Source organism: Alcaligenes sp. MMA (assembly GCF_020907215.1).
GTDB lineage: Bacteria > Pseudomonadota > Gammaproteobacteria > Burkholderiales > Burkholderiaceae_B > Alcaligenes > Alcaligenes aquatilis.
On the sequence record NZ_JAJJPP010000001.1, the window covers coordinates 484969 to 509528 of the forward strand.

The window sequence follows — 24560 nt, forward strand, 5'->3', positions numbered from 1 at the left end:
TCTTAATTAAGTAAAGAATAATTAGCTTTTCTTAAATCGTAAATGACAGCATCCTATCGCAATTGTTGAATTTCGTGGGTGGATGGCATGTTCTTCTCTGTGCTTGCGACTGGTTTTTTGACGGGTGCTGGCCTGATCATGGCCATAGGCACACAAAATGCTTTTGTCTTGCGGCAAGGGCTGGAGCGTAGGCATGTGGGCTTGGTGGTCGCTATCTGTGCCTTGGCCGATATCGTCTTGATTCTAGGGGGCGTGGCTGGCATTGGTACCTTGGTAGAGGAATGGCCAGGCTTGCTGCAAGTTCTGCGCTTTGGCGGCGCGGCTTTTCTTGCTTGGTATGGGCTGTTGGCCGCACAACGGGCTTGGACGGGCAAGGGCAGCTTGATGGCTGGGCAGGGTAGCGAGCGCAACCGTCGTCGTATCTTGCTCACTTGTCTGGCATTTACTTTTTTGAATCCTCACGTGTATCTGGATACGATGGTGCTGCTAGGTAGCCTGTCTACGCCGTATCCTGGCCACTTGCAGTGGGCCTTTGCCTTGGGGGCCTGTGCAGCCAGTGCTAGCTGGTTTCTGGCCTTGGGCTATGGGGCGCGATTGTTGCAACCCGTGTTTCGTCAGCCTTTGGCCTGGCGTGTGCTGGACGCCAGCATCGCTGTTTTCATGCTGGCTTTGTGCGCTGTATTGCTGTTGCGGCCCTTGCATTAAGCGTTGTGGTCCTTGATCGGCACCTGACTCTCTTTATAAAGGATGTGTTGTGATCTCTATTCGTCCGGTTCAGGCGCATGAATGGCGCACGTATCAAGCATTGCGCCTCAGTGCCTTGCGTGATTCTCCCGATGCTTTTGGGAGTACCTATGCCGTGGAGTCCGCACATTCTGAGCATTTCTGGCAGGAGCGGATCCAAACCGCTTGTGCATCCGAGGCAGACCATGTCTTGTTAGCTGACAAGGAGGGGCAAGCGTGTGGTCTGGTCTGGTGCAAGCTGTCCGCCTCGGAACCTGCCGTGGCTGATATCTATCAGATGTGGGTGGCACCCTCCGCGCGTGGCTTACAGGCAGGCTATGGCCTGCTGGATGCGTCAGTGAAATGGGCAAACAGTAAGCAGGCGGCTTGTATACGTTTGGGCGTGACTCTGACGAATGCGGCAGCCGTCCAGTTGTATAAGAAGTATGGTTTTTCGCCTAGCGGTGAACCTGAGCCTTTGCGTGAAGGCTCGTCTTTGATGTCGCAGACCTTGGTACTGGATTTAGCAGGCTAAAGCCCAGCAGATGAAGGCAGCCCCTTGAGGAGTCTGCTAGCAAAGGGCGGCTTTCTTTTATGTCTTGCTGGTCTGTGGGGCGATATGCCCTATTCAAGGCGCATTTTCTCAAACGCTCTACTGAATGGCTTTCAGGTAACAAAGCAGAGTAAACACCATTTTCAAAATAGAGTATGACTGAGTATGACTGTAATCTATTGTTGATTTTCAGAAAAGCTTGTGCAAGGATAGCTGCTATTCATAATCTATTTATGTAGGCAGCAATACGCACTCGCACACCTTCTGGAGAATAGTCGGATGAGTCTTACCGCAGTTGTTTATCTTGACGATCTGGCCCTGGGGATGGAGTTTCGCAGCGCAGAGCATGCTCTGGATGAGGCGCAAATTATCAGCTTTGCCCGCCAGTTTGATCCGCAGCCTTTCCATCTGGATGCGGAAGCGGCCAAGGACACGTTCTTTCAAGGTTTGGCTGCAAGCGGTTGGCACACTGCTGCCATCACCATGAAGCTGTTGGTGGACAGCTTGGAATTCAGTCAGGGAATTATTGGTGCCGGCGGGCAGATAGACTGGCCGCGGCCCACGCGTGCTGGTGATGTCTTGCATGTGCTCAGTAAAATCATCGACATTCAGCCCTCTCGCTCTAAAGCGGACAGGGGGATGGTGACGGTGGAGTCTCACACCATGAATCAAAATAATGAAGTGTGTCAGCGCTTGATTGCCAAGCTGATTGCTTTTCGTCGTCCGGAGGTTTGAATGGGACGTGTCTCGCGTGAGCAGGCCGAACGCAACCGCGAACGGGTGCTGGAAACGGCATGCCGGCTGTTTCGCAAACATGGGGTGGAAGGGGTCTCGATCGGGGACATCATGAACGATGCGGGTCTGACGGCTGGCGCCTTCTACAAACAGTTTGCCTCCAAAGAGGCCTTGATTGAGGAGGCTTCCCGTTTTGCCTTTACGCAGTCTTCGGCATCCTGGCAGCGTATCAACCAACGCTATGAAGAAGATGCCGTACAAGGTTTTCAAGCCTTGATGCGACGTTACTTCAAGCATCGTCCTCAAACTCAAAGCTGCCCGATTTTGGCCTTTTCTTCCCTGGCTAGCGGCCTGCCTGCCGATGCGCAGACCACGGCAATTTACAGTGAAGGGGTAGAGCACTTGTTTGAGCAGTTTCGCCGCCTTGCCTTGCAAGCCTGTGCCGAGCAGTCCGAAGAGCAAGTCATGCTCTTGTTTGCCGCCATGTTGGGGACAGGGATGATCAGCCGGGCCATGGGTGATACCGCGTTGACGCAAAGTATGCAGGCGGCTGTTCTGGCCGCATTGCCTGGTGGGGGATCTTGTCCTCAATAAGTCGATTTTCAGAATAAAAAACGCCCGATGTGCTGTATCGGGCGTTGGTCACTACATCAAGGTCTATTGACTTCTCAGTCCCTGCTTGGCAGCGTTTTCTGCTTAGGCGGTTTGCACACTACTCTCAGCGGGAAGTGCTGCTTGCGCAAACTCAGGCCGTTCCGTACCGTGCTTGATACGGTAGTCTTTCAGGAACTTGGCCATGCGGCCGATGGCCTCGCGCAGGTCGGGCTCGTGGGGCAGGAACACCATGCGGAAGTGGTCCGGATGAGGCCAGTTAAAGCCCGTACCTTGCACCAGCATCACGCGTGTGGCTTCCAGCAGTTGCAGGAAGAACTGACGGTCGTCCTTGATGGGGTAAATTTCGGGATCCAGACGCGGGAACATGTACAGAGCAGCGTGGGGCATGACGCAACTGACCCCGGGAATGGCGGTGATCAGTTCGTATGCCAGATCGCGTTGACGACGCAGGCGTCCGCCTTCGCAAACCAGGTCGTTAATGCTCTGATAACCACCCAAGGCCGTTTGAATAGCCCATTGGCCGGGCACGTTCGCGCATAGCTTCATATTGGCCAACATGCTCAGCCCTTCGATATAGTCAGCGCCGGCCTGCTTGTCGCCCGAAATCACTAGCCAGCCTGCGCGGTAACCACAGGCGCGGTAGCTTTTGGACAAGGAGTTGAAGGTTAAGGTCAGCACGTCGGTGGACAAGCTGGCCATCGCGGTGTGCTTCATGTCGTCAAACAAGACCTTGTCGTAGACCTCGTCGGCCAGCAGCACCAAATTGAATTCGCGGGCAATATCGATCAGGGCTTGCAGCACCGAGTCGGGGTAGAGCACGCCGGTGGGGTTGTTCGGGTTGATGACCACCAGACCTTTGGTGCGTGGGGTGATCTTGGAGCGGATATCGTCCAGATCAGGGATCCAGCCATTGGCTTCATCACAGAGGTAATGGACGGGCGTACCGCCGGACAGGCTGGTAACAGCCGTCCACAGCGGGTAGTCGGGCATGGGCAAGAGTAACTCGTCGCCGTCATCCAACAGGGCATTGGTCGCCATGGCAATCAGTTCAGAAGCACCATTGCCCAGGTAAATGTCTTCCAGCGTCACGCCCTTGATGCCTTGTTCCTGGGTGTAGTGCATGACGGCTTTGCGCGCGGCAAAAATACCTTTGCTGTCCGAGTAGCCTGAGGAATTGGGCAGGTTGCGGATCATATCAAGCTGGATCTCTTCCGGGGCATCAAAACCGAATACCGCCAAATTGCCGATGTTCAGCTTGATCAGTTGCTGACCCTCGTCTTCCATTTGCTTGGCCCGGTCCATGATGGGGCCGCGAATATCGTACAAAACATTCGCCAATTTGTTCGATTTCTTGATGCTATTCATGATGCTGGTACTCGGATTCCATGTGTGCTGCAGAGGATAGTTGGCAGGGCTGATGCCTGACCAGCCTTCTACCTTACCGCATGCGAGGGGCTCGCTTGGTAAGCATCAAGCTTAAAATGTGGCATTGTCGAGTTTTGGCGACACTCTTTTTGTCAGAAGATCGGCTGTATTTATGGATAGATTCCTTACCATTGGGCATATTTCGCTTTGTGGTTTGGATTGGCATGATATGAAATCCGTGTACCTTCATTTCGGATGAGTACGTCTCTTTTATTTTTCTTGTTTTTGATGGAATCCACTATTAAGATTTGATATCAAATAATTTGATCTCAAACTATGAAACTGGAAGCGAAATATCAGGCCTTGCTCTCGCATGCACAGCAGCACCAGGACGTTAACGTACAGGGAATGTCTCTTTGTTTTCAGCTCTTGTCCTTGTCCGCTCGTATTGATCGAGACTGCGCCGCCTTGTTGGCACCCTATGGCTTGAGCGAAGCCCGTTTTGTGCTTTTGTTTTTGCTCAAAGAGGCACCCGAGGGCATGCCCTCGCATATCCTGGCTGAGCGGGCAGGTGTTACGCGTGCAACGGTCACCACCTTGGTGGATGGACTGCTTAAAGCGGGTTGGGTGCAACGCTTTGCGGCCGAGGCGGATCGGCGTTCCGTCATGGTGAAACTCAGTCCTCAGGGGGAGGAGCTGGCCAAGACCCTGGTAGGGACCCATGCCCAGTGGATAGGCAATCTGTTCGGGCATTTGTCCGAGGCGGAATGCGCGCAGTTAAGCGCCTTGTTGAACAAAGCGGCCGCAGGAGAACAAGCATCATGAGTACAGAAAACCGCAAGGGTTATGCCAGGGTCGCGGACATACCCGCTGATATTTTGTTGGCCCTGTCCAAGGGGGAAATCCAGGGCGCTACCCTGACGGAGTCGCTGGCGATTGATCAGCGTGTGCTGGTGGCCACTGTTTTTCCGGAACTGGATGAGCAGGGCGCGCAGCACATCGACGCCCTGGCCGAATTGGGCATTCTCAAGCGCATGAAAGCCATAGGGGAATATTTGCTGCAAACCTATGGTGAGATGGCCTGGATGCGTTGCCTGAATCATCCGGCCGATGTGGTGCGTGGCTGGGCTTGCTTTATGGTGGGAGCGCGCGAGCCGCTAAGTGTCTCCCAGCGTCTGGACGCACTGCGTCCCTTGGCGGATGATCCGCATTTTGGTGTGCGCGAATGGGCCTGGATGGCGGTACGGCCTCAACTGGTGGCCGAGCTGGAGGTATCGATTCAGACCTTGCAGCAGTGGGCACGTTCAGACTCGGAGTATCTGCGCCGCTTTGCGTGTGAAGCCCTGCGCCCTCGGGGAGTGTGGTGCGCGCATATCGCTATTCTGAAAAAGGAACCGGAGCGCATGTTGCCGATTCTGGAAACCTTGTATCGGGATGACAGTGTGTATGTGCAAGACTCGGTGGCCAACTTCTTGAATGATGCAGCCAAGGATCAGCCACAGTGGGTGCGCGATTTATGTGCTCAATGGCAGGTGCAATCACCGGATAATGCGGCTGTGCAGCGCCTGTGTCGACGGGCACTGCGCAGCGTATCTTGATGCTCCGGTTTGCGTTTCAGGTTCAGGAGGCGCGCAAGGTAATCAAGGTGATTTCCGAGGCGCGCCCCAGACGCAGGGGGAAACCTGGCCACAGCCCGGCGCCGTAGCTGACATAGAGCTGCATATCATCGACTTGATACAGTCCGCCTACATAGCCGTCATTGGCCATTTGCACGATCTTGTGCATGCCTAAGATATGGCCGCCGTGTGTATGGCCGGACAGTTGCAAAGCCACGCCGGCCGCTGCGCTTTCTTTGGCGGTATCGGGGCGATGGGCCAGCATGATGATGGGCATGCCGACCGGGATGCCGGCGACCGCCGCAGCCACGTCGGGCGTGGGCTGCCCATGCACGGCCGCTGACTTGTCCGTGATGCCGGCCAAGGCAAAAGCGGCATCGCCTTGCTCAATAATGCTGTGCTCATTTAGGAGCAAACGTAGCCCCAGGCTGTTGAAGTGTTCTATCCAGGGCTGATACTGGGTGTAGTACTCGTGGTTGCCTGCAATGACCCAAACCCCTTTGGGGGCAGACAGGGCTTGCAAGGGGGCGACATCTTCGCGACGAGCTTTCACCGTGCCATCGACTAAGTCGCCCGTAATTGCAATCAAGTCCGGTTTTAAGGCCTGTGTTTTGTCCACGATGGCCTGTACCCACGGCCCTTGCAGCAGACGGCTGGCGTGCAGGTCGGTCAGTTGCATCAGCTTGAAACCATCCAGGCTAGGGGGTAAGCCATTGACCTTTACGTCGATGAATTTTACTTCCGGGACTTGCACCGCCTGCCACACGCCCAATGCGGAAAGACTGACAGCGGCGATACCTAGCACACCGCGCAAGGTGGGGGAGCGCAGCAGCACTTGTCCGGCAGGTTTGTACAGGACGCGCATTAGCAAACCTGCCAGATCGGTGATCAAGGTCAAGCAGGTGGCCAGCAAGACAGCTCCAAAAGCCCATCCCAAGACCATGATGACTGGGGCGGGAATTTCTGGAGAAGCGCGGGTGCCCCAAAATAGGGCGACGGTGTAATGGTGCAGGGTGGCGGCAATGGCCAAGGCACTTAACAGCCACTTGATCCAGGGTTTGATCGGTAAAGGTTTGATCAGTCGCCAAGCGACATATAGAGCGAAGACGAGGGCAGTGGCTTGAAACACAAAATCATTCCAAAAAGAAACGGAGCACATGCTTGGGCATGCGCTAAAGCGTGCTCAGTATAGAGCGAGAAAATGCGCATGATGCCAGAGCGGGCCTGACAGTTACCGGCTTGTCACGAAAAAAATGTGGACATGCTTGTTTACGTTTCGAGAGATTGGTTCGCACATCAAGTCATTAAAACTCCTAGGCTTTTTCCAAGGGCACCCCAGCAGGACGGGGTGCCTGCCCCTTGTTTCAAGTTGCACGATTTGCAGGATCAATAGGGTGCATCCCGAAGGAATGGGTGAGCTTGAAACAGGACACGTCTGGGTTTGACGTGTGTAGTTTATTGGGAGCGCGCGGTGATGGCAGGCTCACGCTCATCGTTCAGACAAACCCTGCTTGCGAGGTTCTGGTGCCGAGTGCCGGCACACCCTGGCAGTCTGGTTTGGTTTTTTTCGCCTGAACACCACATCGTTGCGTATCACTACTGAATTCAAACCTGCAGAGCGGGGTTTGTTAGGTGACTCGACTGGAGGACATATAGTGACGAAAAAATCCTCAACCAGGACCAATCAGGATGCCGTGGGTCAAGGCGGGGAGTTGCATCAGTTTGGCCAAACTGGCTTGACGACCAATCATGGCGTGCCCCTATCGGACAATCAGAACTCCTTGCGATTTGGCGCGCGCGGCCCGACTTTGTTGGAAGATTTTGTCCTGCGCGAGAAAATATTCCATTTCGACCACGAGCGCATCCCGGAGCGGATTGTTCATGCTCGCGGCACGGGCGCACATGGCTATTTTGAATGTACGCAGGCCATTCCGGAGTTGACTCAGGCCTGTGTGTTTCAAAAGGAAGGACACCGGGTGCCGGTGTTCTGCCGTTTTTCAACAGTGGCCGGTTCCAAAGGCTCCAAAGACACGCCGCGTGACGTGCGTGGCTTTGCCGTCAAGTTCTATACCGAGCAAGGGAACTGGGATCTGGTGGGCAATAATATGCCCGTTTTTTTTATCCAGGACGCCATCAAGTTTCCGGACCTGATCCATGCCGTCAAGCCGGAGGCAGACCGGGGCTTTCCACAGGCAGCGTCAGCTCATGACACTTTCTGGGATTTTGTCTCCCTGATGCCTGAGTCTTTGCATACCGTCATGTGGTTGATGTCGGACCGAGCCTTGCCGCGCTCGTTTCGCATGATGCAGGGCTTTGGTGTGCATACCTTCCGTTTTGTGAATGCCAAGGGCAAGTCGCATTTTGTGAAGTTTCACTGGAAGCCCAAACAGGGTTTGCAGTCGACCTTGTGGGACGAAGCGGTCAAGATTTCCGGCGCGGATTCGGATTACCTGCGCCGCGATTTGTACGAGGCCATTCAAAGCGAAGCCTTCCCGGAGTGGGAGCTTGGCGTGCAGGTTTTCGACCAGGAGTGGGCCGACAAGCAGGACTACGACGTGCTGGATGCGACCAAGCTCATTCCCGAAGAAAGCGTGCCGGTCAAAATTGTGGGTCGCATGGTGCTGGATCGTTATCCCGATAATTTTTTTGCAGAGACAGAACAAGTCGCCTTCTTGCCGTCCAACCTTATTCCGGGCATCGACTTTACGGACGATCCTTTGCTGCAAGGCCGTTTGTTCTCCTACCTGGATACACAGAAGTCTCGTCTGGGAACAGTCAATTTTCATCAGATTCCCATTAATGCGCCACGTTGTCCGTTCAGTAATATGCAGCGCGACGGCATGATGCAAACTCAGGTTCCCAAAGGCCGCGCGACCTATGAGCCTAACAGCCTGGATGAGGCGGGCGAGTCTGCTGGCCCCCGTGCCCAGGCCCATGGTTTTCGCAGCTTGCCCAGCACGGTAGACGACGGGGCGAAACTGCGGGTAAGGGCGGAGTCTTTTGCTGACCATTACAGTCAGGCCCGTTTGTTTTACCGTTCGCAGACGGAAGTCGAGCAAGAGCATCTAATTGCCGGTTTGGTCTTTGAGCTATCCAAGGTTCAACTCAATCATGTTCGTGTGCGGGTGCTCTCTCATCTGCGTGTGATTGATGAGGATCTGGCCAAGCGAGCGGCCCAGGGCTTGGGCCTGGATTTGCCGCCGCCTGCCAAACCTGCACGCAAACCAGTAGATATGCCACCCTCTAAAGCCTTGTCCATATTGGCTCAGAAAGCACCTGTTGCAGGCCGGATGCTGGGCATATTGGTGACGGATGGGGCGGATAAAGGCTTGCTGGAGATGTTGCTGACGGGCGCTCAAGAGGCCGGTGTGGCCGTCAAGCTGATTGCTCCGCAAGTTGGGGGCGTAACCTTGTCGGACGGCACCCAGTTGGCCGCTGATGAAAAGATCGCTGGTGCCCCGTCGGTGCTGTTTGATGCGGTCGCCTTGTTGTTGACACAGGAGCAGGCTTCAAAGCTGTGTAATAACAAGGCCGCAGTTGATTTTGTGGCAGACGCCTATGGGCACTTGAAGGCCATTGGCCACAACGGTGCGGCCCAGCCTCTGTTGGATCGGGCGGGCGTGTCCGTAGACAAAGGGGTGTTTGTTATCAAAACCGGGGACGATCTGCTTGGCAAGGTGGCCTCGCGTTTCTGGGAACGTCGTCATCAAGTAGATGGTATGGCTTGATCTGATGGGAAAAGGGGCGGTCCAGGCCGCCCCTTCTCGTTCAATCAGTACCGCCAGCTAAGCCCCAGTACGGGGCCGGACATACGAGTATCAAAGACATGACCGGCGCGACGGTAATTCACATCCAGCACTTTGTATCCGGCGGCAAGCGAGAAGTGCTCTGACAGGTCGTAGTTCAGCGTCAGCGTGGCCTGATAGCTCAGACGCGAGCCCACGTCAAAGCCGCCTAAATGGATCTGAGCATGAGTGGACAGCTCGGGTGTGAAGCGGTAGAACGCACGCAGCCCGATCATGGGGTCCACCCAGCTAAAGCTTTCTTCGTGGTGTTTGGTCCGGCCCGCTGTGCTCAGATGGGCACGAGTGCGAATATCCCAATACGAAAAGCCGGCCAGTGCATCCAGGCTGGCCTGTTCGGAATCATAGACACGATACCCGCCTTGCAAGGTCGCCATGAACAGGCGCGTGTCTACCGTTCCCTGGGCGGCGCCGACCAAGGGCAAGCCTCCCACTACCTCGCTTTCACGCGTGTTCACGTAGAGCAGGTCGCTATTGAGTACATAGCGGTCGCGCCGCGCCCAGGTGTTTAGAAAGGCGGCGGCACGCAGATTGTGCAGCACATCGGAAAAGGACTTTTCGATATCCAGCGAGGGTGCGCGCTTGAATGGAGAAGATTCACCGGACAAGCCCGTAATCCAGGCGTAGGGAGTAATCTGTAATGCGTAAGGTGTGGAGCCCCAGGTGTTGGTTTCGGGCAGTGCTACCGAATTGAGATCCGTCGTTTGGGCTTGTGCCAGGGTGGTCAGTGGCAAAAGCCCCAACAGTAGCCAGCGGGAGTGAGTGAGTTTACGCATTACTGTTATGGGCCCCCTTTTTTAATTCTGTAAATGATGGCGTACTAGCGCCGGCCTTGTTTCTTTCGGTATGCTGGACCAGCCGATCACCAATCCGTGGAGAACGTGTCATGCATGTGTTTTACCTTAGCAAGCAAGATATTGATAAGTTGTTGCCCCTAGTGCAAGCGGCGTTACACGCTGGCCAAGGCGGGCAAGTCGGTTTTACTGATCAAGAGTTGGCCTTGCGCGCTGCTCTGGAGGGTTTACAAGACCCCAAGCTGTCCGAGCTTCTGGCCGGTGCCCGAGTTGATCCGGGCCGCAGTGCGGTTGGTTTGGCTGATGAGGACTACCGGGAAAATCTGTTGGCTCTGGAAACCCGAGACAGCGCGTATCTGATTGATCAGCTCATGGACAGCTATGCAAGATTGCCAGGGTTTTTTGACTGCCTGGAGTTTTGAATGGCTGGTTTGAACTGAGCTGTAAAAACGGCCCGTGAAGGGCCGTTTTTGATTCTGTATGAAGCGGTGTTTTTAGAAACCGACAGTGAGTTGAGCCCAGTAACGGCGCCCATCATACACAGCATCAAAGGTTTCATCCGTGACGCGCTTGTCAAAGATGTTGTAGATACCAAAGCCAAGCGTGGTGGTCTTGTTGACCTTGTAGTTCAGGCCGGCATCCAGGAAGGTGAAGGATGGGGTGCCTTGCGCCATGCTGGTGCGGCTCAGGTAGTCTGAAGTCTTGCCACGGTAGTTGACACGTGTCCACAAGCCCAGTTGTTCATTGGCATCCCAATCCAGGGTGGCGTTAAACATATGCTTGGGCATCTTGTTCAAAGGCTGGCCGGAGAACTCACCGCTCTTTTGCTTGGAGTAGGTGTAGGTGTAATTGGCGGCCAGACGCAGGTCATCGGTAATCGACCAGGTTGTGGAGGCCTCCACACCACGCATGATGGCCTTGTCTACGTTGACGCGGTCACTTACGAATTTGTAGCCTTGATCGCCTGGGAAAACGTGGCAGTTAGGCAGGCCATCAGGATCTGTACAACGGCGAGTTTCAGAGATCTTGTCTTTGAAATTGGTATTGAAGAAGGTCAGGCTGTTGACCATACCGTTCTGGTTGTCCCAAACAATGCCCAGTTCCTGGCTCAGGCTCTTTTCCGGCTTCAGATTCGGGTTGCCAACGATCACAGCAGGAACGCCGCCGCCACCGGTGATCTGCCCCCAGTCAGCCACGGCCGAACGCAGGGAAGGGGCCTTGAAACCAGAGGAGACGCCGCCCTTCAAGGTCAGTTGCTCGGTGGCATGCCAGACACCATAAAGGCGTGGAGTCCAGTGATTGCCATAGTTCTCGTCGTGAGTCATGCGCAAGCCGCCGGTCAGGGCAAAGTTGTCGGTCATGCTCCATTCGTCCTCCGCGAATACCGACCATTGTTCACGGCTTAGGCGATTGACATCGGGCTTGTACTGGTTGCCGTTGTCGCGCAGTTGCTCATGCAGATACTGAAAGCCCGAGGTCAGCATGTGGTCGCCTAAAGGCAGGCTCCATTGCGTATTGAACTCGGTGTTTTTCAGGAACATGCTACGGCCGGGGTTGTCAATTTCTTCGCGCTGCACGTAGGTGTTGGAAACGGCTTTACCCCAGCGACCGTTGTGGCCCACGGAGAACACATTGCGAGAGTACTTGCTGGAGGAGATGCTGTTGGGGGAGCATTTGCCGTTTCTGCCGCAGGTTTCGGCGGGCATGCTTTTGCCGGGTGTAGAGGTTCGCTCTTGCAAAGTCCGGGAGAACTCGGCGGTAAAGTCGTGATTGGCCGAAGGTGTCAAGGTCAGCTTGACGGTGCCCGAGGACGTATTTTGCTTGTTGAAACCGTCAAGAATTTCGTCTTCATTGCGACGGGATTCCTGACCATAAATCTGCAGCCCCAGCATGTCTTTCTTGATGGGGCCTGCCAGATAGAAATTGCCTTGATAAATATTGCCGGACTTGGAGTCCTCTTGGATGGTGCCTTCGGTGCGCAGCGAGCCGGTCCATTCCTGGTGAACTTTGCGGGTAATAATGTTGATCACTCCCCCCATGGCTTCTGAGCCATACAAGGAGGACATGGGACCACGAATCACTTCAATACGTTCGATTGCCTGCATGGGGGGCAACCAGCCCTGCTCAATACCGGCACCATCGCTGTTGGGACGTGTCTCACGCGAGTTTTGTCGCTTGCCGTCAACCAGGATCAGGGTATAGGCCGAAGCCATACCACGAATGCTGATATCGCTACCACTTGCACCACCTGTGATCACCACGCCAGGTACATCTCGCAAGGCGTCGGTGACGTCACGGTAGGCTCTCTTTTCCAGTTCGGCACGTGGTACGACGCTGATGGAGGCGGGGGCATCTTGAACCGCTTGCTCAAAGCCGGAAGCAGTAACCACGATATTGTCGAGCTGGTTGACGCTTTGTTGAGCCAAGGCACAGGAGAAGGGGGCGATGGAGCCAGCAAGAATGGCTACGGCACGGGCAGCCGGAGAAAGAGGAAACAAGAGAGACATAAAAATCAGAATAAGGAACAATAATGAGAACAGTTATTATTATCTAAACGCTGTATTTCTCAAATCAAGAGAGCTCTTTTTCATGTATCTGTAGGTCTTCTGCCACAACTTGTCACTTGGCTTGACGCGCTGTCCTAATCCTGTTTTTGTTACACCCGTGTCCAATGTATCGGCTGTTTAAACAGTCGGTTTTTTGTTTGATTGATTGGGCGGCTAGCCGTCTCTGGAGAGAAAGATGTTGCTAAAAAAATGTCGTCGTACTTTGCTGGCTTGCGCAGTTGGGCTGGCTTTGGTGCCTGCGGCCTCTCAGGCGTGTACTCGAGCTGTTTTTCTGGGTGATAACGGTCAGGTGATTACCGGTCGTTCCATGGACTGGAAGCTGGACGTTGGAACCAACCTCTGGATTTTTCCTCGTGGCGCCAAGCGCAGCGGTGAAGCAGGTCCATCGTCGATTGAATGGACATCCAAATATGGCAGCGTGATTGCTTCGGGTTACGACCTGGCCTCGACAGACGGAGCAAATGAAAAGGGACTGAACGTCAATTTACTGTGGTTGGTGGAGTCGGAGTACCCCACCCCTCAAAAAGGTGACAAAACCTTGAGCATGTCCTTGTGGGGGCAATATGTTCTGGATAACTTCGCAACGGTGGCTGAAGCGGTGGCTGCCTTGGAAAAGACCCCCTTCGTGGTGATCAGCGACAAGGTTCCCAATGAAGAGCGTTTGGCGACCTTGCATTTGTCCATGTCGGACTCCTCTGGTGACAGTGCCATTATTGAGTACATCGATGGCAAGCAGCATATCCATCACAGCCGCAAGTATCAGGTGATGACGAACTCGCCGACTTTTGACCAGCAATTGGCTATTCGTGATTACTGGCAGTCGGTAGGAGGCATGAATATGTTGCCGGGCACCAGCCGTGCCGCCGACCGCTTTGCTCGCGCTTCTTTCTACATTGATGCCGTGCCACGCAATCTGAGCGATGACAAGGCCGTGGCCAGCGTGCTGAGCGTGATGCGCAATGCGTCCACCCCCTACGGCATGACCGTGCCCGATCAGCCTAATAACTCGTCGACACGCTGGCGCACGGTGTTCGACCACCAGCGCAGCCTGTATTACTTTGATTCGGTGCTGTCGCCCGGTGCGTTCTGGGTGGATATGAAAAAGGTCGACTTTTCGGCCGAGACGGGCAAGGTCATGAAGCTGGATCTGGGACCTGAGCAAAGCACGGTCTATATGGGTGAAGCGCTGGAGCACTTCAAGCCAGCCAAACCCTTTCAGTTCTTGCCAGCGAAGGGGCCTGCTGTTTAAGGCCATGAGCGGTTAGGGCCGTTTCAGGACGGTCTGAATTCAGGCCGAATAGGCGGGGCATGGCCGACAGCGAACACATGATATTCATGTTCAGCTGTTATGCTATGCCCCGTCTTTATTTGTTGAAGTAGCCGTGTCATGACCTATGTAGTGACGGAAGCCTGTATCCAGTGCAAGTACACCGATTGCGTGACGGTGTGTCCCATGGATTGTTTTTTTGAAGGCCCGAATTTCCTGGTCATTCATCCTGATGAATGTATTGACTGCTCCATTTGTGTGGCCGAATGCCCCGTGGGGGCGATTGTCAGTGATCAGGACGTGACGTCCGAACAGCAGGTCTATGTCGAGCTGAATCGAACTTTGAGCGAGAACCCGGCCTGGACACGCATCAGTCAACAAAAAGCGCCCTTGCCGGACCATGAGTACTGGGCCACTCAGACCGACAAGTTGGCGCTGCTGCAAAAAGACTAATAGGCAGAACTCGCGTGGCTGCTTTTGTTGCGCTGGAAGTACCAGACAGCCAAGGCCGCCATCACCAGTAAGGCCGTGCAACTGGCCAGCACGGCAACATAGCCTTTATCAAAAGAATCGCGAGCCAACTCACTTAAGGTGAGGGCCAGATTCTGCGGCATGGTTTCTGCCACCAGCAAGGCTTGGTCCAGACTGTCGTAGGCCAATGGGCGATCACTTAACTCCTGCGGCAAGATCAGGCTGGTGCTGTATACGAAGGACAGCAAACTGCCCATAATGGTCACGCCCAGTGCCCCACCCAGCTCGTAAGACATTTCTTCAACTGAAGCTACCATCCCGGCGCGCGAAGGCGGCACGCTTTGCATGATGGTGCTGGAAGCGGCGGTCATGGCCGCACCAACGCCCAGACCAAGCATCACAAGGCTGGTCACTTGTAGATACTGCGCGCTGTTATGCCACAGCAAATAGGCGGCCATGCCCGTTCCCGCCAGGCTCAGAGAGCCGATCAACAGATGTTTGCTGCCAATGACAACCAACAGGCGGCCAGCCAGGGGCCCTGATACAAAAGCGGCCAGGGGCAAGGGCAGAATCGCCAGACCTGCCTCTAAGGGCGAGAAACCCAGTACCAATTGCAAACGTTGGCTAAAAACCAGTTCCATGCCAATCAGGGCGGCCGAGGCCGTCAAGGCAGAGAGCACGGCGGTGCTTAGCGTGGCGTCCTTGAACAGGGAAAAATCCAGCAAAGGAAAAGGGCTGCGGTTTTGTTGACGGACAAACCAGCTTAGAAAGGCAATGCCAATAAGCAGGGCGAGAGCGACTAGCCCCCAGTTGATGTGCAACTTGCCCATTTCTTTGATTGCCAAGGTACTGGCAACCAGGCCCACCATGATCAGCAACGAGCCTTTGATGTCCCAGGGGCGGGATGTATTGGGCGCGGATCTGGGGACCAGCAGCCAGCCCATAGGCAAGGCGATCAGCACAATCGGGACATTGATCAGAAAGACCGATCCCCACCAGAAGTGTTCCAGCAAGAAGCCGCCCAGGACTGGGCCAAAAGCGGCCCCGCCCGACGCAATTGACGACCAGACACCAAAGGCCACGGCACGTTCGCGCTCATCGTGAAAAGTGATGCGGATCAGCGACAAGGTGGCCGGCATCATCATGGCTGCCGCCACCCCCAGAAACGCGCGTGCGGCAATCAGGGCGGTCGGGTTGGGGGAATAGGCTGCCGCGATCGAGGCCAGTCCAAAAGTGGCCAGGCCACACAGAAACAGGCGTTTGTGACCCAGACGGTCGCCCAGGGTGCCCATGCCCAGGAGCAGGCCGGACACGACCAAGGCGTAGCTGTTGACAATCCAGAGCTTGTCCGAGGCCGAGGCATGCAGATCATGTGTCAAGCGTGGCAGGGCGGTGTAGAGCACCGTCATGTCCACCACAATCAATAAAAGGGCTGCCGACACAATCGCCAGGATCAACCAGCGACGGCTTGGAGACAGGGGGGCAGTTTGGGCTTGATGGGTAATCGAGCTGTGCAGCATAGAACGCCAGAAGGGTAGGAAAGCCACTATGATCTATCAATATTATCAACAGACAAAGTTAATTAGCATCTATAAAATAGATGAATGGATTGGACTTTAGAACGTATCCGACACTTTGTGGCCGTGGCTGAAACTGGCTCCATGACGCACGCGGCCAAAGAGCTGGGCAAGGTGCAGTCTGCCGTCAGCACCTCAATTTCCCTGCTAGAGGCCGACTTGAACCTGGAGCTGTTCGATCGCTCGCGCCGAACCCTGAGCCTGACGGTACCAGGTGAAATCATGTTGCTCGAAGCCAAGGCTTTGTTGCGCCAGGCAGACGGGTTGAATCGCCGTGCCCTGGACTTGTCTCAGGGGCAGTCGGCCCGATTGGAAATCGGTCTGGATGAGGCTTTGCCGCAAGGACCACTGCGTTTATTGCTGAAAGAGCTGGCGGTGCGTTGGCCTGCTCTGGAGTTGACGATCTGGAACGGGACGGCGGCCGAGGTTATGGATTATCTCGGTGAAGGGCGCTCCGATGTAGCCATTCAGTTTGATCGTGGGGCCGATGTCAGCTCTTTTGCGCAGAGCTATATCGGTGCGGTGCCTCAGGCGATTTGTGTTGCGCGTACGCACCAGCTAGCCAGCCAACAGCAGGTCAGCCGTAAGGAACTGACAGCGCATAGACAGTTGCTGATTCATATCGAAGGGGTGGAACAAACGGTGGTCAGCCCCAGCGTATGGCGCTCGGACAGTTCTTATGTGATTGCCGATATGGTGGCTGACGGCTTGGGCTGGGCGATTTTGCCCTTGAATATTGCGGAGTACGAGAGCTTGCGCAATAAATTGGCGCAGCTACATTGCAAGGAGCTAGCCTTGCCGCCTTTGTCAGTGCAGATGTTGTGGCGACAGGGGCAATCGTTGGCGCCGGTGGCTGTGTGGATGCAGCAGCGCCTGTCGGAGCTGCTGCCTTAAGTCTGATTAGCAGGCCAGCGGGGTGGGGGTCGGCAATTGGCCGTTCGCCCAGCGTTCTACGCCTTCCCAGATATCGCTGGCGTGGTGCACGGTCAGATCAGCCTGCCAGGTGCTGATACTGTCGTCGCCAGCACAATAGCCGTAGGCGGCAACCATGGTTGCCATGCCAGCCGCCTGACCTGCTTGAATGTCACGCAGGTCATCGCCCACATACAGGCAGTCTGCCGGCGCAAAGCCGGCTTGTTTTGCAGCGTACAGCAGGGGCTCGGGATGCGGCTTGGTATGTTGGGTGGTATCCCCGCCTACCGTAACGGCACACGACTGATTCAGGCCAAGGTGACGAATCAGCGGCAAGGCCAGGTATTCCAGCTTGTTGGTGACAATGCCCCAGGTGTAACCTGCTTGCTCCAGCTGTGTGAGCATGGGGGCCACGCCTTCAAACAGATGGGTCAACTCTGTCATGTGATCGTGATAGTCCTGCAAAAACTGTGCTCGCAACTGAGCATAGTTTGGATGATCAGTGTTGATATCCAGTGCTACCTTGAGCAGACCGCGGGCTCCGTGTGAGGCATACGGACGCAACGCGTCGTAAGGCAGCTCAGGCAGGCCATGCTCTTTGCGCATACGATTGGCTGTAGCTGCCAGATCCGGCGCGGAATCGGCCAAGGTGCCGTCAAAATCGAATAGAACCAGTTTATTCATTAGTGCTTAACGTTGGCGGCGGCTGGCCAGCAGGTAGTTGACGGAGGTGTCACCGGACAGGCGGTAGTGCTCGGTAATCGGGTTGTATTCCAGACCTTTGAGGGCCAGGGCATCCAGACCGCTGCGACGGGCCGAGGAAATCAGCTCACTGGGTTTGATGAAACCTTCATAGCTATGCGTGCCCTTGGGGATCAGGCGCAGCAGATACTCGGCGCCCACAATGGCAAACAAAAAGGACTTGGGGTTGCGGTTCAGTGTTGAGAAAAAGACCCAGCCACCAGGTTTGACCAGCTTGGCGCAGGCCGCGATGATAGAGCCCGGATCAGGGACGTGCTCCAGCATTTCCATGCAGGTGACGACGTCAAAACGCTCCGGGTGCTGATCGGCCATGTCTTCGGCGCTGATCATTTCGTATTTGACCGGCACACCCGATTCCAGGCTGTGCAAGCGCGCAATCTTCAAGGAGCGCTCGGCCAGGTCAATGCCGGTGACGTCGGCACCGGACTGAGCCAGGCTTTCTGACAGAATCCCGCCCCCACAACCGACGTCCAATACCTGCTTGCCCGCCAGGGAGCCGGTGTAGGACAGAATCCAGTCCAGACGCAAAGGGTTGATGGCGTGCAGCGGTTTGAACTCGCTGTCTGGGTCCCACCAGCGGGATGCCAGTGCACTGAATTTATCGATCTCTGCGGGATCGACATTGAGGTTAGTGGCAGTGGAAGCGGTCATGGCTTATCCAAAAAAATTAAGGCCCCGCAAAAGCGGAGCCTTAATTGTAGCCTTAGCTACAGAAATACGTGATGCAGCAAGAATTACTTGCGGTTGCCCACGATTTCAATTTCTACGCGACGGTTTTGAGCACGGCCTTCGCGGGTCTTGTTGGACGCCACGGGGTTGGCTTCGCCTTTGCCTTCGGTGTAGATACGGTCAGCAGGTACGCCTTTGTTGACCAAGTATGCTTTAACAGCATTGGCGCGACGCTCGGACAGCTTCTGGTTGTAAGCTTCAGCGCCGATCGAGTCAGTGTGACCGGTAGCGATCAGAGTTTCCAGATCGATGGCTTGAACAGTGTCAGCCACTTGATCCAGAACCTGGCGGCCTTCTGGCTTGATGGTGGATTTGTCGAAGTCGAAGAAAGTGTCAGCGTTCAGGGTCACTTTAGTGACGGTAGGAGCGACGACAGGAGCTTCGGGGGCTTGGGCAACGGGCACACCGTCACAACCTGGAATACCTGTAGCAGGTGTCCAGAAGTTGTTGCGCCAGCACAGTTCGTTGGTGCCGTTTTTCCAAACGTCGCCGAACGGATTGCGCCAGTTGTTAACTTCGCCGGACTCTTGTGCGGAAACTGCACTAGTAGCCGATGCGGCGGCAATGGCGAGTACAAGTGCGATTTTGGAGGGTTTGTTCATATTTCTCCTCGTTGAGCTGATGCTGTTAAGTGACCGCAGCGAACCCCTGCCGCTGATTAACGGAACCAGTATAGCAATCCTTTGAACGGAACAAAGACTTGCTTGCGCTGGGTTTCATGCGTGTTAGGTCGAATCTTAAGACATTTCGGCCTTATGCGTGAGGGGGACAAGGAACGATTCGCGAAGATGCGTGGAATTAGCCTTGTTCTTTCCTGTTATTGTTGGTTTTAGGCAACAGGAGGTGGGTGGCGTCGCTTCCCCAATTCCTGATCGATACGTTTAGTGGATGGCGGATTTTTGATGGATCGACCCTTTCAATCACCTATCACCTGCCTTGTCGCCGCGCGACGCTGCGTCCCTCTATGTGAAAGTGCTAGAATTTCTCCTTGTCCGTTTACGGCTGGCTTACTGCTTAACCCATATCTATAAAGAATTGACCTATGGATTCCTTTGCCAAGGAGACGCTTCCCGTTTCGCTTGAAGAGGAGATGCGCCGCAGCTACCTCGATTACGCCATGAGCGTGATTGTGGGCCGTGCTCTTCCCGACGTGCGAGATGGTTTGAAGCCCGTGCATCGCCGTGTTCTGTTCGCCATGCATGAACTCAATAACGACTGGAATCGTGCCTATAAGAAGTCGGCTCGTATCGTCGGTGATGTTATCGGTAAGTACCACCCTCATGGTGACTCTGCCGTCTATGACACGATCGTGCGTCTGGCGCAGGACTTTTCCATGCGCTACACCCTGGTCGACGGGCAAGGTAACTTTGGTTCCATCGACGGGGATAACGCCGCAGCCATGCGTTACACCGAAATCCGTCTGGCCAAGATCGCCCACGAACTGCTGGCCGATATTGACCAGGAAACCGTGGATTTCGTGCCCAACTATGATGGCAGCGAAAAAGAACCGGCCCTGTTGCCCTCGCGTCTGCCCAACCTGCTGGTGAATGGCAGCTCGGGTATTGCCGTGGGTATGGCTACCAATATTCCACCGCATAACCTGGCTGAAGTGGTCAATGGCTGTCTGTATTGCCTGAGCCACCCCGAGTGCACGGTCGATGAACTGATCGAATACATTGCGGCTCCCGACTTTCCGACTGGCGCCATTATTTATGGCATGTCCGGTGTGCGTGAAGGCTATCGCACCGGTCGTGGCCGCGTCATCATGCGCGCCAGTACGCACTTTGAAGACATGGAAAAGGGCAACCGTCAGGCCATTGTGGTCGACGCCATCCCCTACCAGGTCAACAAGAAGTCGCTGCAAGAACGCATTGCCGAGCTGGTCAACGAAAAGCGCATCGAGGGTATTTCCGATATTCGCGACGAGTCCGACAAGGACGGTATGCGTTTGGTCATTGAGCTCAAGCGTGGCGAAGTGCCGGAAGTGGTGCTGAATAACCTCTACAAGAACACGCAGTTGCAAGAGACCTTCGGGATGAACATGGTGGCACTGGTCGATGGCCAGCCCCGTTTGCTTAACCTGAAACAGTTGGTCGATTACTTCCTTAGTCACCGACGTGAAGTGGTCACCCGTCGCACTGTGTTTCAACTGCGCAAGGCGCGTGAGCGCGGTCATGTGCTGGAAGGTCTGGCTGTCGCCCTGGCTAATATTGATGAGTTCATCGAAATCATCAAGGCCGCTCCTACGCCGCCGGTTGCCCGCGTCGAGCTGATGGCTCGTTCCTGGGATTCCGGTCTGGTGCGCGAGATGTTGGCCCGTGCTGATACCAGCGCCATTGTGGGTGGCCGTCAGGCTTATCGTCCGGATAATCTGGGTGCCGAATTCGGCATGGGCTCGGAAGGTCTGTACCGTCTGAGCGACGTTCAGGCCCAGGAAATTCTGAACATGCGCTTGCAGCGCTTGACCGGCCTGGAGCAGGACAAGATTGTTAACGAGTACCGCGAGGTTATGGACAAGATTGCCGACTTGCTGGACATCCTGGCCAGTCCCGCCCGTGTGTCCGCCATTATTGGCGACGAGCTGATCGCCGTGCGCGACGAGTTCTCGGCGACCGGCAAGGATGTTCGTCGCTCACAAATCGAGCACAACGCGACCGAACTGGATACCGAAGACTTGATCACCCCGATGGATATGGTGGTGACTCTCTCGCATACCGGCTACATCAAGAGCCAGCCGCTGTCTGAATACCGAGCTCAGCGTCGTGGTGGCCGTGGCAAACAGGCCACCACCATGAAAGAGGACGACTGGATCGACAAGCTGTTCATCGCCAACACGCACGATTACCTGTTGTGCTTCTCCAACCGTGGCCGTGTGTACTGGCTCAAGGTCTGGGAAGTGCCACAAGGTTCACGCAACTCGCGTGGCCGGCCTATCGTCAATATGTTCCCTCTGGAAGAGGGCGAGAAGATCAACGTGGTGTTGTCCGTCAAGGAATTCAGCGAAGATCAGTTCGTGTTCATGGCAACCTCGCGCGGCACGGTCAAAAAGACCCCGCTGTCCGACTTCTCCAACCCTCGCAAGGCCGGCATTATCGCTGTGGGTCTGGACGAGGGCGACTACCTGATCGGGGCTCAGCTAACCGACGGTGTTCACGACGTCATGTTGTTCTCTGACGCCGGCAAGGCGGTGCGCTTTGATGAAGGCGATGTACGTCCAATGGGCCGTGCCGCCCGTGGCGTACGCGGCATGACTCTGGAAGAGGGGCAGTCCGTGATCGCCTTGCTGGTGGCAGAGGACGAAACGCAATCCGTGCTGACCGCGACCGAGAACGGTTTTGGCAAACGCACTCCGATTGGCGAATACACGCGTCACGGTCGCGGCACCAAGGGCATGATTGCCATCCAGACTTCGGCCCGTAACGGCAAGGTCGTAGGTGCCGTCCTGGTTCGTGAAACCGACGAAATCATGTTGATTACCAACGCGGGTGTGCTGGTTCGGACGCGTGTGGCCGAGATCCGTGAAATGGGTCGTGCAACGCAAGGTGTGACCTTGATCAGCGTCGATGACGACAGCGAACTGTCTGGTGTGTACCGCGTGGTAGAGACCGATGACGAGGTCGACGCCGAGCTGGGCGAAGACGGTCAGGCGCCAGAAGGTCTTGAGCAGGACAATCAAACTGATTCCGCCCAAGATCAGGCGGACCCTTCTGGCGAGGAAAACGAGTAATGCGTGTATGGAATTTTTCGGCAGGCCCGTCGATGCTGCCGTTGGAGGTGCTGGAACAAGCTGCCGCTGAAATGACCGATTGGCACGGCACAGGCATGTCCATCATGGAAATGAGCCACCGTAGCAAGGACTATATGGGGGTGCGTGACGAGGCAGAAGCCGATTTGCGCTCTTTGCTGTCCGTGCCGGATGATTTCGCCGTGTTGTTTGTGCAGGGTGGGGCACAGGGCCAGAATGGCCTGCTGCCTTTGAACCTGATCCAGCGCAATGGCAGTGGCAAGGCCGACTACGTGCTTTCGGGCAGCTGGTCGGTCAAGTCCTGCGAAGAGGCTCAGCGCTACGGTGACATTCGTGTTGCCGGCACCAGCGGACAGACTTGGCAGGACCAGGGCAAGGAGTGGGCGCCCTGGACCTGGTTCCCCGAGCCTTCCCAATGGGATGTGCGCCCGGACGCAGCTTACTTGCACGTCTGCACCAATGAAACCATTGGTGGCGTAGAGTTCAACGATATTCCCAAGCTGGATGTCCCCGTCGTTGCCGACGTGTCGTCCAATATCTTGTCCTGCCCGATTGATTTCTCGCGCGTGTCGGTTGCTTACGCGGGTGCCCAGAAAAATGCTGGCATGTCCGGTATTGCTTTGATGATGATACGCAGGGACTTGTTGGGCCATGCCATGGATCTGTGCCCGTCGGCGTTCAATTACGCCAACATCGAAAAGCAACAGTCCATGTTCAACACGCCGCCTACGTACTCGATCTACATGGCTGGCCTGATGTTCAAGTGGCTGGAACGCCAGGGTGGTGTGGCGGCCATGCAGGCCCGCAATGCGGCCAAGTCCGAGGCCTTGTATGGCTTTCTGGATGCCTCCGAGTTCTATACCAATACCGTGCATCCGGCTTACCGTTCGCGCATGAACGTACCGTTCCTGTTGCGTGATCAGTCGTTGGACGCCTTGTTCCTGGAGCAGGCCACGGCAGCGGGTTTGACCTCCCTGAAAGGGCACAAGAGCGTGGGTGGTATGCGCGCTTCTATTTATAACGCCATGCCGCTGGAGGGTGTGCAGGCACTTATCGATTTCATGACTGATTTTGAACGACGGAATGGCTAATACCTTAACTGAGCGCCTGCTCCCTTGGCGCAATCGTATTGATGAGCTGGATCGCCAGATCCTGGAGTTGCTCAACGAGCGTGCTCGTGCGGCTTTGGAAGTGGGCAAGATCAAGCAGGACTTCAATACAGAGGAAGTCATCCTCAAGCCCGAGCGCGAGGCACGTATTGTGCGTCGCTTGCAGTCTGAAAATGATGGTCCGTTTACTCCTGCCGCAGTGGAAGCCGTGTGGGGGCAGATTATTTCTGCCTGCCGCGGTCTGGAAAGCGTATTGCGCGTGGCTTACCTGGGTCCACAAGGCTCTTTTTCCGAGCAAGCCGCTTACGAACATTTTGGTCATGCTCTGGATGGCCTGCAGTGTGACTCCTTCGATGAGGTTTTTCGCAGCGTCGAGGTGGGGCAAGCAGAAGTGGGTATGGTGCCCGTCGAGAACTCGACCGAAGGTGCGGTTAACCGCACCTTGGATCTTTTGCTGAACTCGCCCTTGCGTGTCCTGGGCGAGCGCTCGATTCGTGTACACCACAATCTGCTGACCCAGACCGGCACCATGGAAGGCGTCACTCGGGTGATGGCTCATCCGCAGGCCTTGGCGCAGTGTCAGAACTGGCTGCAAAAGCACTACCCCCAGCTTTTGCGTGAAGCCGCTTCCAGCAATGCGGAGGCCGCTCGCATTGCGGCTTCCGACCCCACCGTGGCGGCGATTGCCGGTAATACCGCTGTCACTGCCTGGAATCTGGGCGTGGTGGAAGCCGGTATCCAGGACGATCCGCATAACCGCACACGTTTCCTGGCGATCGGTAACATCGAGTCCTTGCCTAGCGGCAACGACAAGACCAGCATCATTCTGGCCGTGCCCAACCGGGCTGGCGCTGTCTATGACATGCTGTCTCCGTTGGCGGTACATGGCGTTTCCATGACTCGTCTGGAGTCGCGTCCTGCACGGACAGGGCAGTGGGAATATTATTTCTACGTAGACCTGATCGGCCATCGTGACGAGCCTGCCATGGCAGCGGCCTTGGCTGAATTGAAGAAACAAGTCGCTTTTTTCAAGATTCTGGGTTCTTACCCCGTAAACGACTTTTAAGCATCGGAAACAAGAAAGGCCTGAGTGGGGAAATTTTCCCTCTCAAGGCCTGATTGCCTGCTGGGACGGGCTGCGACAGGTGGTTTGTGCAAAATCGGCTTGTTTTGGCATGTGTTAAGCAGCCGTTTGATGCTCTGTTTCATTAAGACGT

22 protein-coding genes are annotated in these 24560 nt (G+C 55.5%); 14 read left to right on the top strand and 8 right to left on the bottom strand.

The window, feature by feature from the left end:
* Positions 1-87 precede the first annotated feature (87 nt).
* The 4 genes from LNA76_RS02155 (at position 88) to LNA76_RS02170 (ending at position 2605) form a co-directional block, all read left to right on the top strand.
* Positions 88-705: a LysE/ArgO family amino acid transporter gene (locus LNA76_RS02155; RefSeq protein ID WP_094197146.1), complete on the top strand. Its 618-nt coding sequence runs from the start codon at positions 88-90 to the stop codon at positions 703-705.
* A gap of 49 nt (positions 706-754) precedes the next feature.
* Complete coding sequence (locus LNA76_RS02160) at positions 755-1258, top strand: GNAT family N-acetyltransferase (protein WP_230017789.1); 504 nt, start codon at positions 755-757, stop codon at positions 1256-1258.
* A gap of 297 nt (positions 1259-1555) precedes the next feature.
* Complete coding sequence (locus LNA76_RS02165) at positions 1556-2011, top strand: MaoC family dehydratase (RefSeq protein WP_108727686.1); 456 nt, start codon at positions 1556-1558, stop codon at positions 2009-2011.
* Positions 2012-2605 (top strand): TetR/AcrR family transcriptional regulator, encoded by a 594-nt coding sequence (locus LNA76_RS02170; protein WP_094197143.1) that lies wholly within the window; start codon positions 2012-2014, stop codon positions 2603-2605.
* 102 nt (positions 2606-2707) lie between these two features.
* On the opposite strand, the gene LNA76_RS02175 is transcribed toward LNA76_RS02170, so the two are convergent.
* Positions 2708-3991 carry a pyridoxal phosphate-dependent aminotransferase gene (locus LNA76_RS02175; RefSeq protein WP_230017791.1) on the bottom strand — a complete coding sequence of 428 codons (1284 nt, stop codon included), beginning with the start codon at positions 3989-3991 and terminating at the stop codon, positions 2708-2710.
* A gap of 336 nt (positions 3992-4327) precedes the next feature.
* On the opposite strand from LNA76_RS02175, the gene LNA76_RS02180 reads away from it, so the two are divergent.
* A complete protein-coding gene (locus LNA76_RS02180) occupies positions 4328-4816 on the top strand; it encodes a MarR family winged helix-turn-helix transcriptional regulator (protein ID WP_230017793.1) in 489 nt (162 codons plus the stop codon).
* Complete coding sequence (locus tag LNA76_RS02185) at positions 4813-5589, top strand: HEAT repeat domain-containing protein (protein WP_094197140.1); 777 nt, start codon at positions 4813-4815, stop codon at positions 5587-5589. Before LNA76_RS02180 ends, LNA76_RS02185 begins: the two co-directional genes overlap by 4 nt.
* Before the next feature lie 22 nt (positions 5590-5611).
* Here LNA76_RS02185 and LNA76_RS02190 read toward each other — a convergent pair whose 3' ends face one another.
* Positions 5612-6736: a metallophosphoesterase gene (locus LNA76_RS02190; protein WP_230017795.1), complete on the bottom strand. Its 1125-nt coding sequence runs from the start codon at positions 6734-6736 to the stop codon at positions 5612-5614.
* 523 nt (positions 6737-7259) lie between these two features.
* Between LNA76_RS02190 and LNA76_RS02195 the strand changes: the two genes are divergently transcribed.
* A complete protein-coding gene (locus tag LNA76_RS02195) occupies positions 7260-9335 on the top strand; it encodes a catalase (RefSeq protein ID WP_230018769.1) in 2076 nt (691 codons plus the stop codon).
* A 44-nt stretch (positions 9336-9379) separates the two neighbouring features.
* Here the strand turns inward: LNA76_RS02195 and LNA76_RS02200 are convergent, their stop codons facing one another.
* Complete coding sequence (locus tag LNA76_RS02200; protein ID WP_230017796.1) at positions 9380-10186, bottom strand: hypothetical protein; 807 nt, start codon at positions 10184-10186, stop codon at positions 9380-9382.
* Between the two features lie 110 nt (positions 10187-10296).
* On the opposite strand from LNA76_RS02200, the gene LNA76_RS02205 reads away from it, so the two are divergent.
* Positions 10297-10626: a hypothetical protein gene (locus LNA76_RS02205; protein WP_094197136.1), complete on the top strand. Its 330-nt coding sequence runs from the start codon at positions 10297-10299 to the stop codon at positions 10624-10626.
* A gap of 72 nt (positions 10627-10698) precedes the next feature.
* On the opposite strand, the gene LNA76_RS02210 is transcribed toward LNA76_RS02205, so the two are convergent.
* Entirely contained in the window at positions 10699-12711 is a 2013-nt protein-coding gene (locus tag LNA76_RS02210) for a ligand-gated channel protein (RefSeq protein ID WP_230017799.1), read from the bottom strand.
* A 235-nt stretch (positions 12712-12946) separates the two neighbouring features.
* Here LNA76_RS02210 and LNA76_RS02215 point away from each other — a divergent pair, with 235 nt between their 5' ends.
* Positions 12947-14020, top strand: coding sequence for a linear amide C-N hydrolase (locus LNA76_RS02215; RefSeq protein WP_108727681.1), 1074 nt, complete (start codon positions 12947-12949; stop codon positions 14018-14020).
* Between the two features lie 138 nt (positions 14021-14158).
* Positions 14159-14491 carry a ferredoxin FdxA gene (fdxA, locus tag LNA76_RS02220; RefSeq protein ID WP_094197133.1) on the top strand — a complete coding sequence of 111 codons (333 nt, stop codon included), beginning with the start codon at positions 14159-14161 and terminating at the stop codon, positions 14489-14491.
* Here fdxA and LNA76_RS02225 read toward each other — a convergent pair.
* Positions 14488-16029, bottom strand: coding sequence for an MFS transporter (locus LNA76_RS02225; protein WP_230017801.1), 1542 nt, complete (start codon positions 16027-16029; stop codon positions 14488-14490). The genes fdxA and LNA76_RS02225 overlap by 4 nt on opposite strands.
* A gap of 84 nt (positions 16030-16113) precedes the next feature.
* On the opposite strand from LNA76_RS02225, the gene LNA76_RS02230 reads away from it, so the two are divergent.
* Positions 16114-16980, top strand: coding sequence for a LysR family transcriptional regulator (locus tag LNA76_RS02230; protein ID WP_230017802.1), 867 nt, complete (start codon positions 16114-16116; stop codon positions 16978-16980).
* A 6-nt stretch (positions 16981-16986) separates the two neighbouring features.
* Here LNA76_RS02230 and gph read toward each other — a convergent pair whose 3' ends face one another.
* The 3 genes from gph to ompA all read right to left on the bottom strand — a co-directional run bounded on the left by gph (position 16987) and on the right by ompA (position 19091).
* Positions 16987-17682 (bottom strand): phosphoglycolate phosphatase, encoded by a 696-nt coding sequence (gene gph, locus LNA76_RS02235; protein ID WP_230017803.1) that lies wholly within the window; start codon positions 17680-17682, stop codon positions 16987-16989.
* A gap of 6 nt (positions 17683-17688) precedes the next feature.
* Positions 17689-18411: a bifunctional 2-polyprenyl-6-hydroxyphenol methylase/3-demethylubiquinol 3-O-methyltransferase UbiG gene (gene ubiG / locus LNA76_RS02240; RefSeq protein ID WP_094197130.1), complete on the bottom strand. Its 723-nt coding sequence runs from the start codon at positions 18409-18411 to the stop codon at positions 17689-17691.
* Between the two features lie 83 nt (positions 18412-18494).
* The gene (ompA, locus tag LNA76_RS02245) at positions 18495-19091 is read right to left on the bottom strand and encodes an outer membrane protein OmpA (protein WP_094197129.1); all 597 of its coding nucleotides are present in this window, start codon (positions 19089-19091) and stop codon (positions 18495-18497) included.
* Between the two features lie 440 nt (positions 19092-19531).
* On the opposite strand from ompA, the gene gyrA reads away from it, so the two are divergent.
* Genes gyrA through pheA form a run of 3 tightly spaced genes read left to right on the top strand, consistent with a single transcriptional unit; the run spans position 19532 to position 24409 of the window.
* On the top strand, positions 19532-22216 hold the full coding sequence (gene gyrA, locus LNA76_RS02250; RefSeq protein WP_094197128.1) for a DNA gyrase subunit A: 2685 nt from the start codon (positions 19532-19534) through the stop codon (positions 22214-22216).
* On the top strand, positions 22216-23325 hold the full coding sequence (gene serC / locus LNA76_RS02255; RefSeq protein ID WP_230017804.1) for a 3-phosphoserine/phosphohydroxythreonine transaminase: 1110 nt from the start codon (positions 22216-22218) through the stop codon (positions 23323-23325). The genes gyrA and serC overlap by 1 nt, the downstream gene beginning before the upstream one ends.
* Complete coding sequence (gene pheA / locus LNA76_RS02260) at positions 23318-24409, top strand: prephenate dehydratase (RefSeq protein WP_094197126.1); 1092 nt, start codon at positions 23318-23320, stop codon at positions 24407-24409. Before serC ends, pheA begins: the two co-directional genes overlap by 8 nt.
* Positions 24410-24560 lie beyond the last annotated feature (151 nt).

What these genes read in the sequence shown, in the direction of transcription:
- LNA76_RS02155 (WP_094197146.1), top strand. Translation starts at nt 88, where the DNA reads ATGTTCTTCTCTGTGCTTGCGACTGGTTTTTTGACGGGTGCTGGCCTG.
- LNA76_RS02210 (WP_230017799.1), bottom strand. Translation starts at nt 12,711, where the DNA reads ATGTCTCTCTTGTTTCCTCTTTCTCCGGCTGCCCGTGCCGTAGCCATT.
- fdxA (WP_094197133.1), top strand. Translation starts at nt 14,159, where the DNA reads ATGACCTATGTAGTGACGGAAGCCTGTATCCAGTGCAAGTACACCGAT.
- gyrA (WP_094197128.1), top strand. Translation starts at nt 19,532, where the DNA reads ATGGATTCCTTTGCCAAGGAGACGCTTCCCGTTTCGCTTGAAGAGGAG.
- serC (WP_230017804.1), top strand. Translation starts at nt 22,216, where the DNA reads ATGCGTGTATGGAATTTTTCGGCAGGCCCGTCGATGCTGCCGTTGGAG.
- LNA76_RS02165 (WP_108727686.1), top strand. Translation starts at nt 1,556, where the DNA reads ATGAGTCTTACCGCAGTTGTTTATCTTGACGATCTGGCCCTGGGGATG.
- LNA76_RS02170 (WP_094197143.1), top strand. Translation starts at nt 2,012, where the DNA reads ATGGGACGTGTCTCGCGTGAGCAGGCCGAACGCAACCGCGAACGGGTG.
- LNA76_RS02180 (WP_230017793.1), top strand. Translation starts at nt 4,328, where the DNA reads ATGAAACTGGAAGCGAAATATCAGGCCTTGCTCTCGCATGCACAGCAG.
- pheA (WP_094197126.1), top strand. Translation starts at nt 23,318, where the DNA reads ATGGCTAATACCTTAACTGAGCGCCTGCTCCCTTGGCGCAATCGTATT.
- LNA76_RS02230 (WP_230017802.1), top strand. Translation starts at nt 16,114, where the DNA reads ATGGATTGGACTTTAGAACGTATCCGACACTTTGTGGCCGTGGCTGAA.
- LNA76_RS02185 (WP_094197140.1), top strand. Translation starts at nt 4,813, where the DNA reads ATGAGTACAGAAAACCGCAAGGGTTATGCCAGGGTCGCGGACATACCC.
- ubiG (WP_094197130.1), bottom strand. Translation starts at nt 18,411, where the DNA reads ATGACCGCTTCCACTGCCACTAACCTCAATGTCGATCCCGCAGAGATC.
- ompA (WP_094197129.1), bottom strand. Translation starts at nt 19,091, where the DNA reads ATGAACAAACCCTCCAAAATCGCACTTGTACTCGCCATTGCCGCCGCA.
- LNA76_RS02225 (WP_230017801.1), bottom strand. Translation starts at nt 16,029, where the DNA reads ATGCTGCACAGCTCGATTACCCATCAAGCCCAAACTGCCCCCCTGTCT.
- LNA76_RS02215 (WP_108727681.1), top strand. Translation starts at nt 12,947, where the DNA reads ATGTTGCTAAAAAAATGTCGTCGTACTTTGCTGGCTTGCGCAGTTGGG.
- LNA76_RS02205 (WP_094197136.1), top strand. Translation starts at nt 10,297, where the DNA reads ATGCATGTGTTTTACCTTAGCAAGCAAGATATTGATAAGTTGTTGCCC.
- LNA76_RS02200 (WP_230017796.1), bottom strand. Translation starts at nt 10,186, where the DNA reads ATGCGTAAACTCACTCACTCCCGCTGGCTACTGTTGGGGCTTTTGCCA.
- gph (WP_230017803.1), bottom strand. Translation starts at nt 17,682, where the DNA reads ATGAATAAACTGGTTCTATTCGATTTTGACGGCACCTTGGCCGATTCC.
- LNA76_RS02175 (WP_230017791.1), bottom strand. Translation starts at nt 3,991, where the DNA reads ATGAATAGCATCAAGAAATCGAACAAATTGGCGAATGTTTTGTACGAT.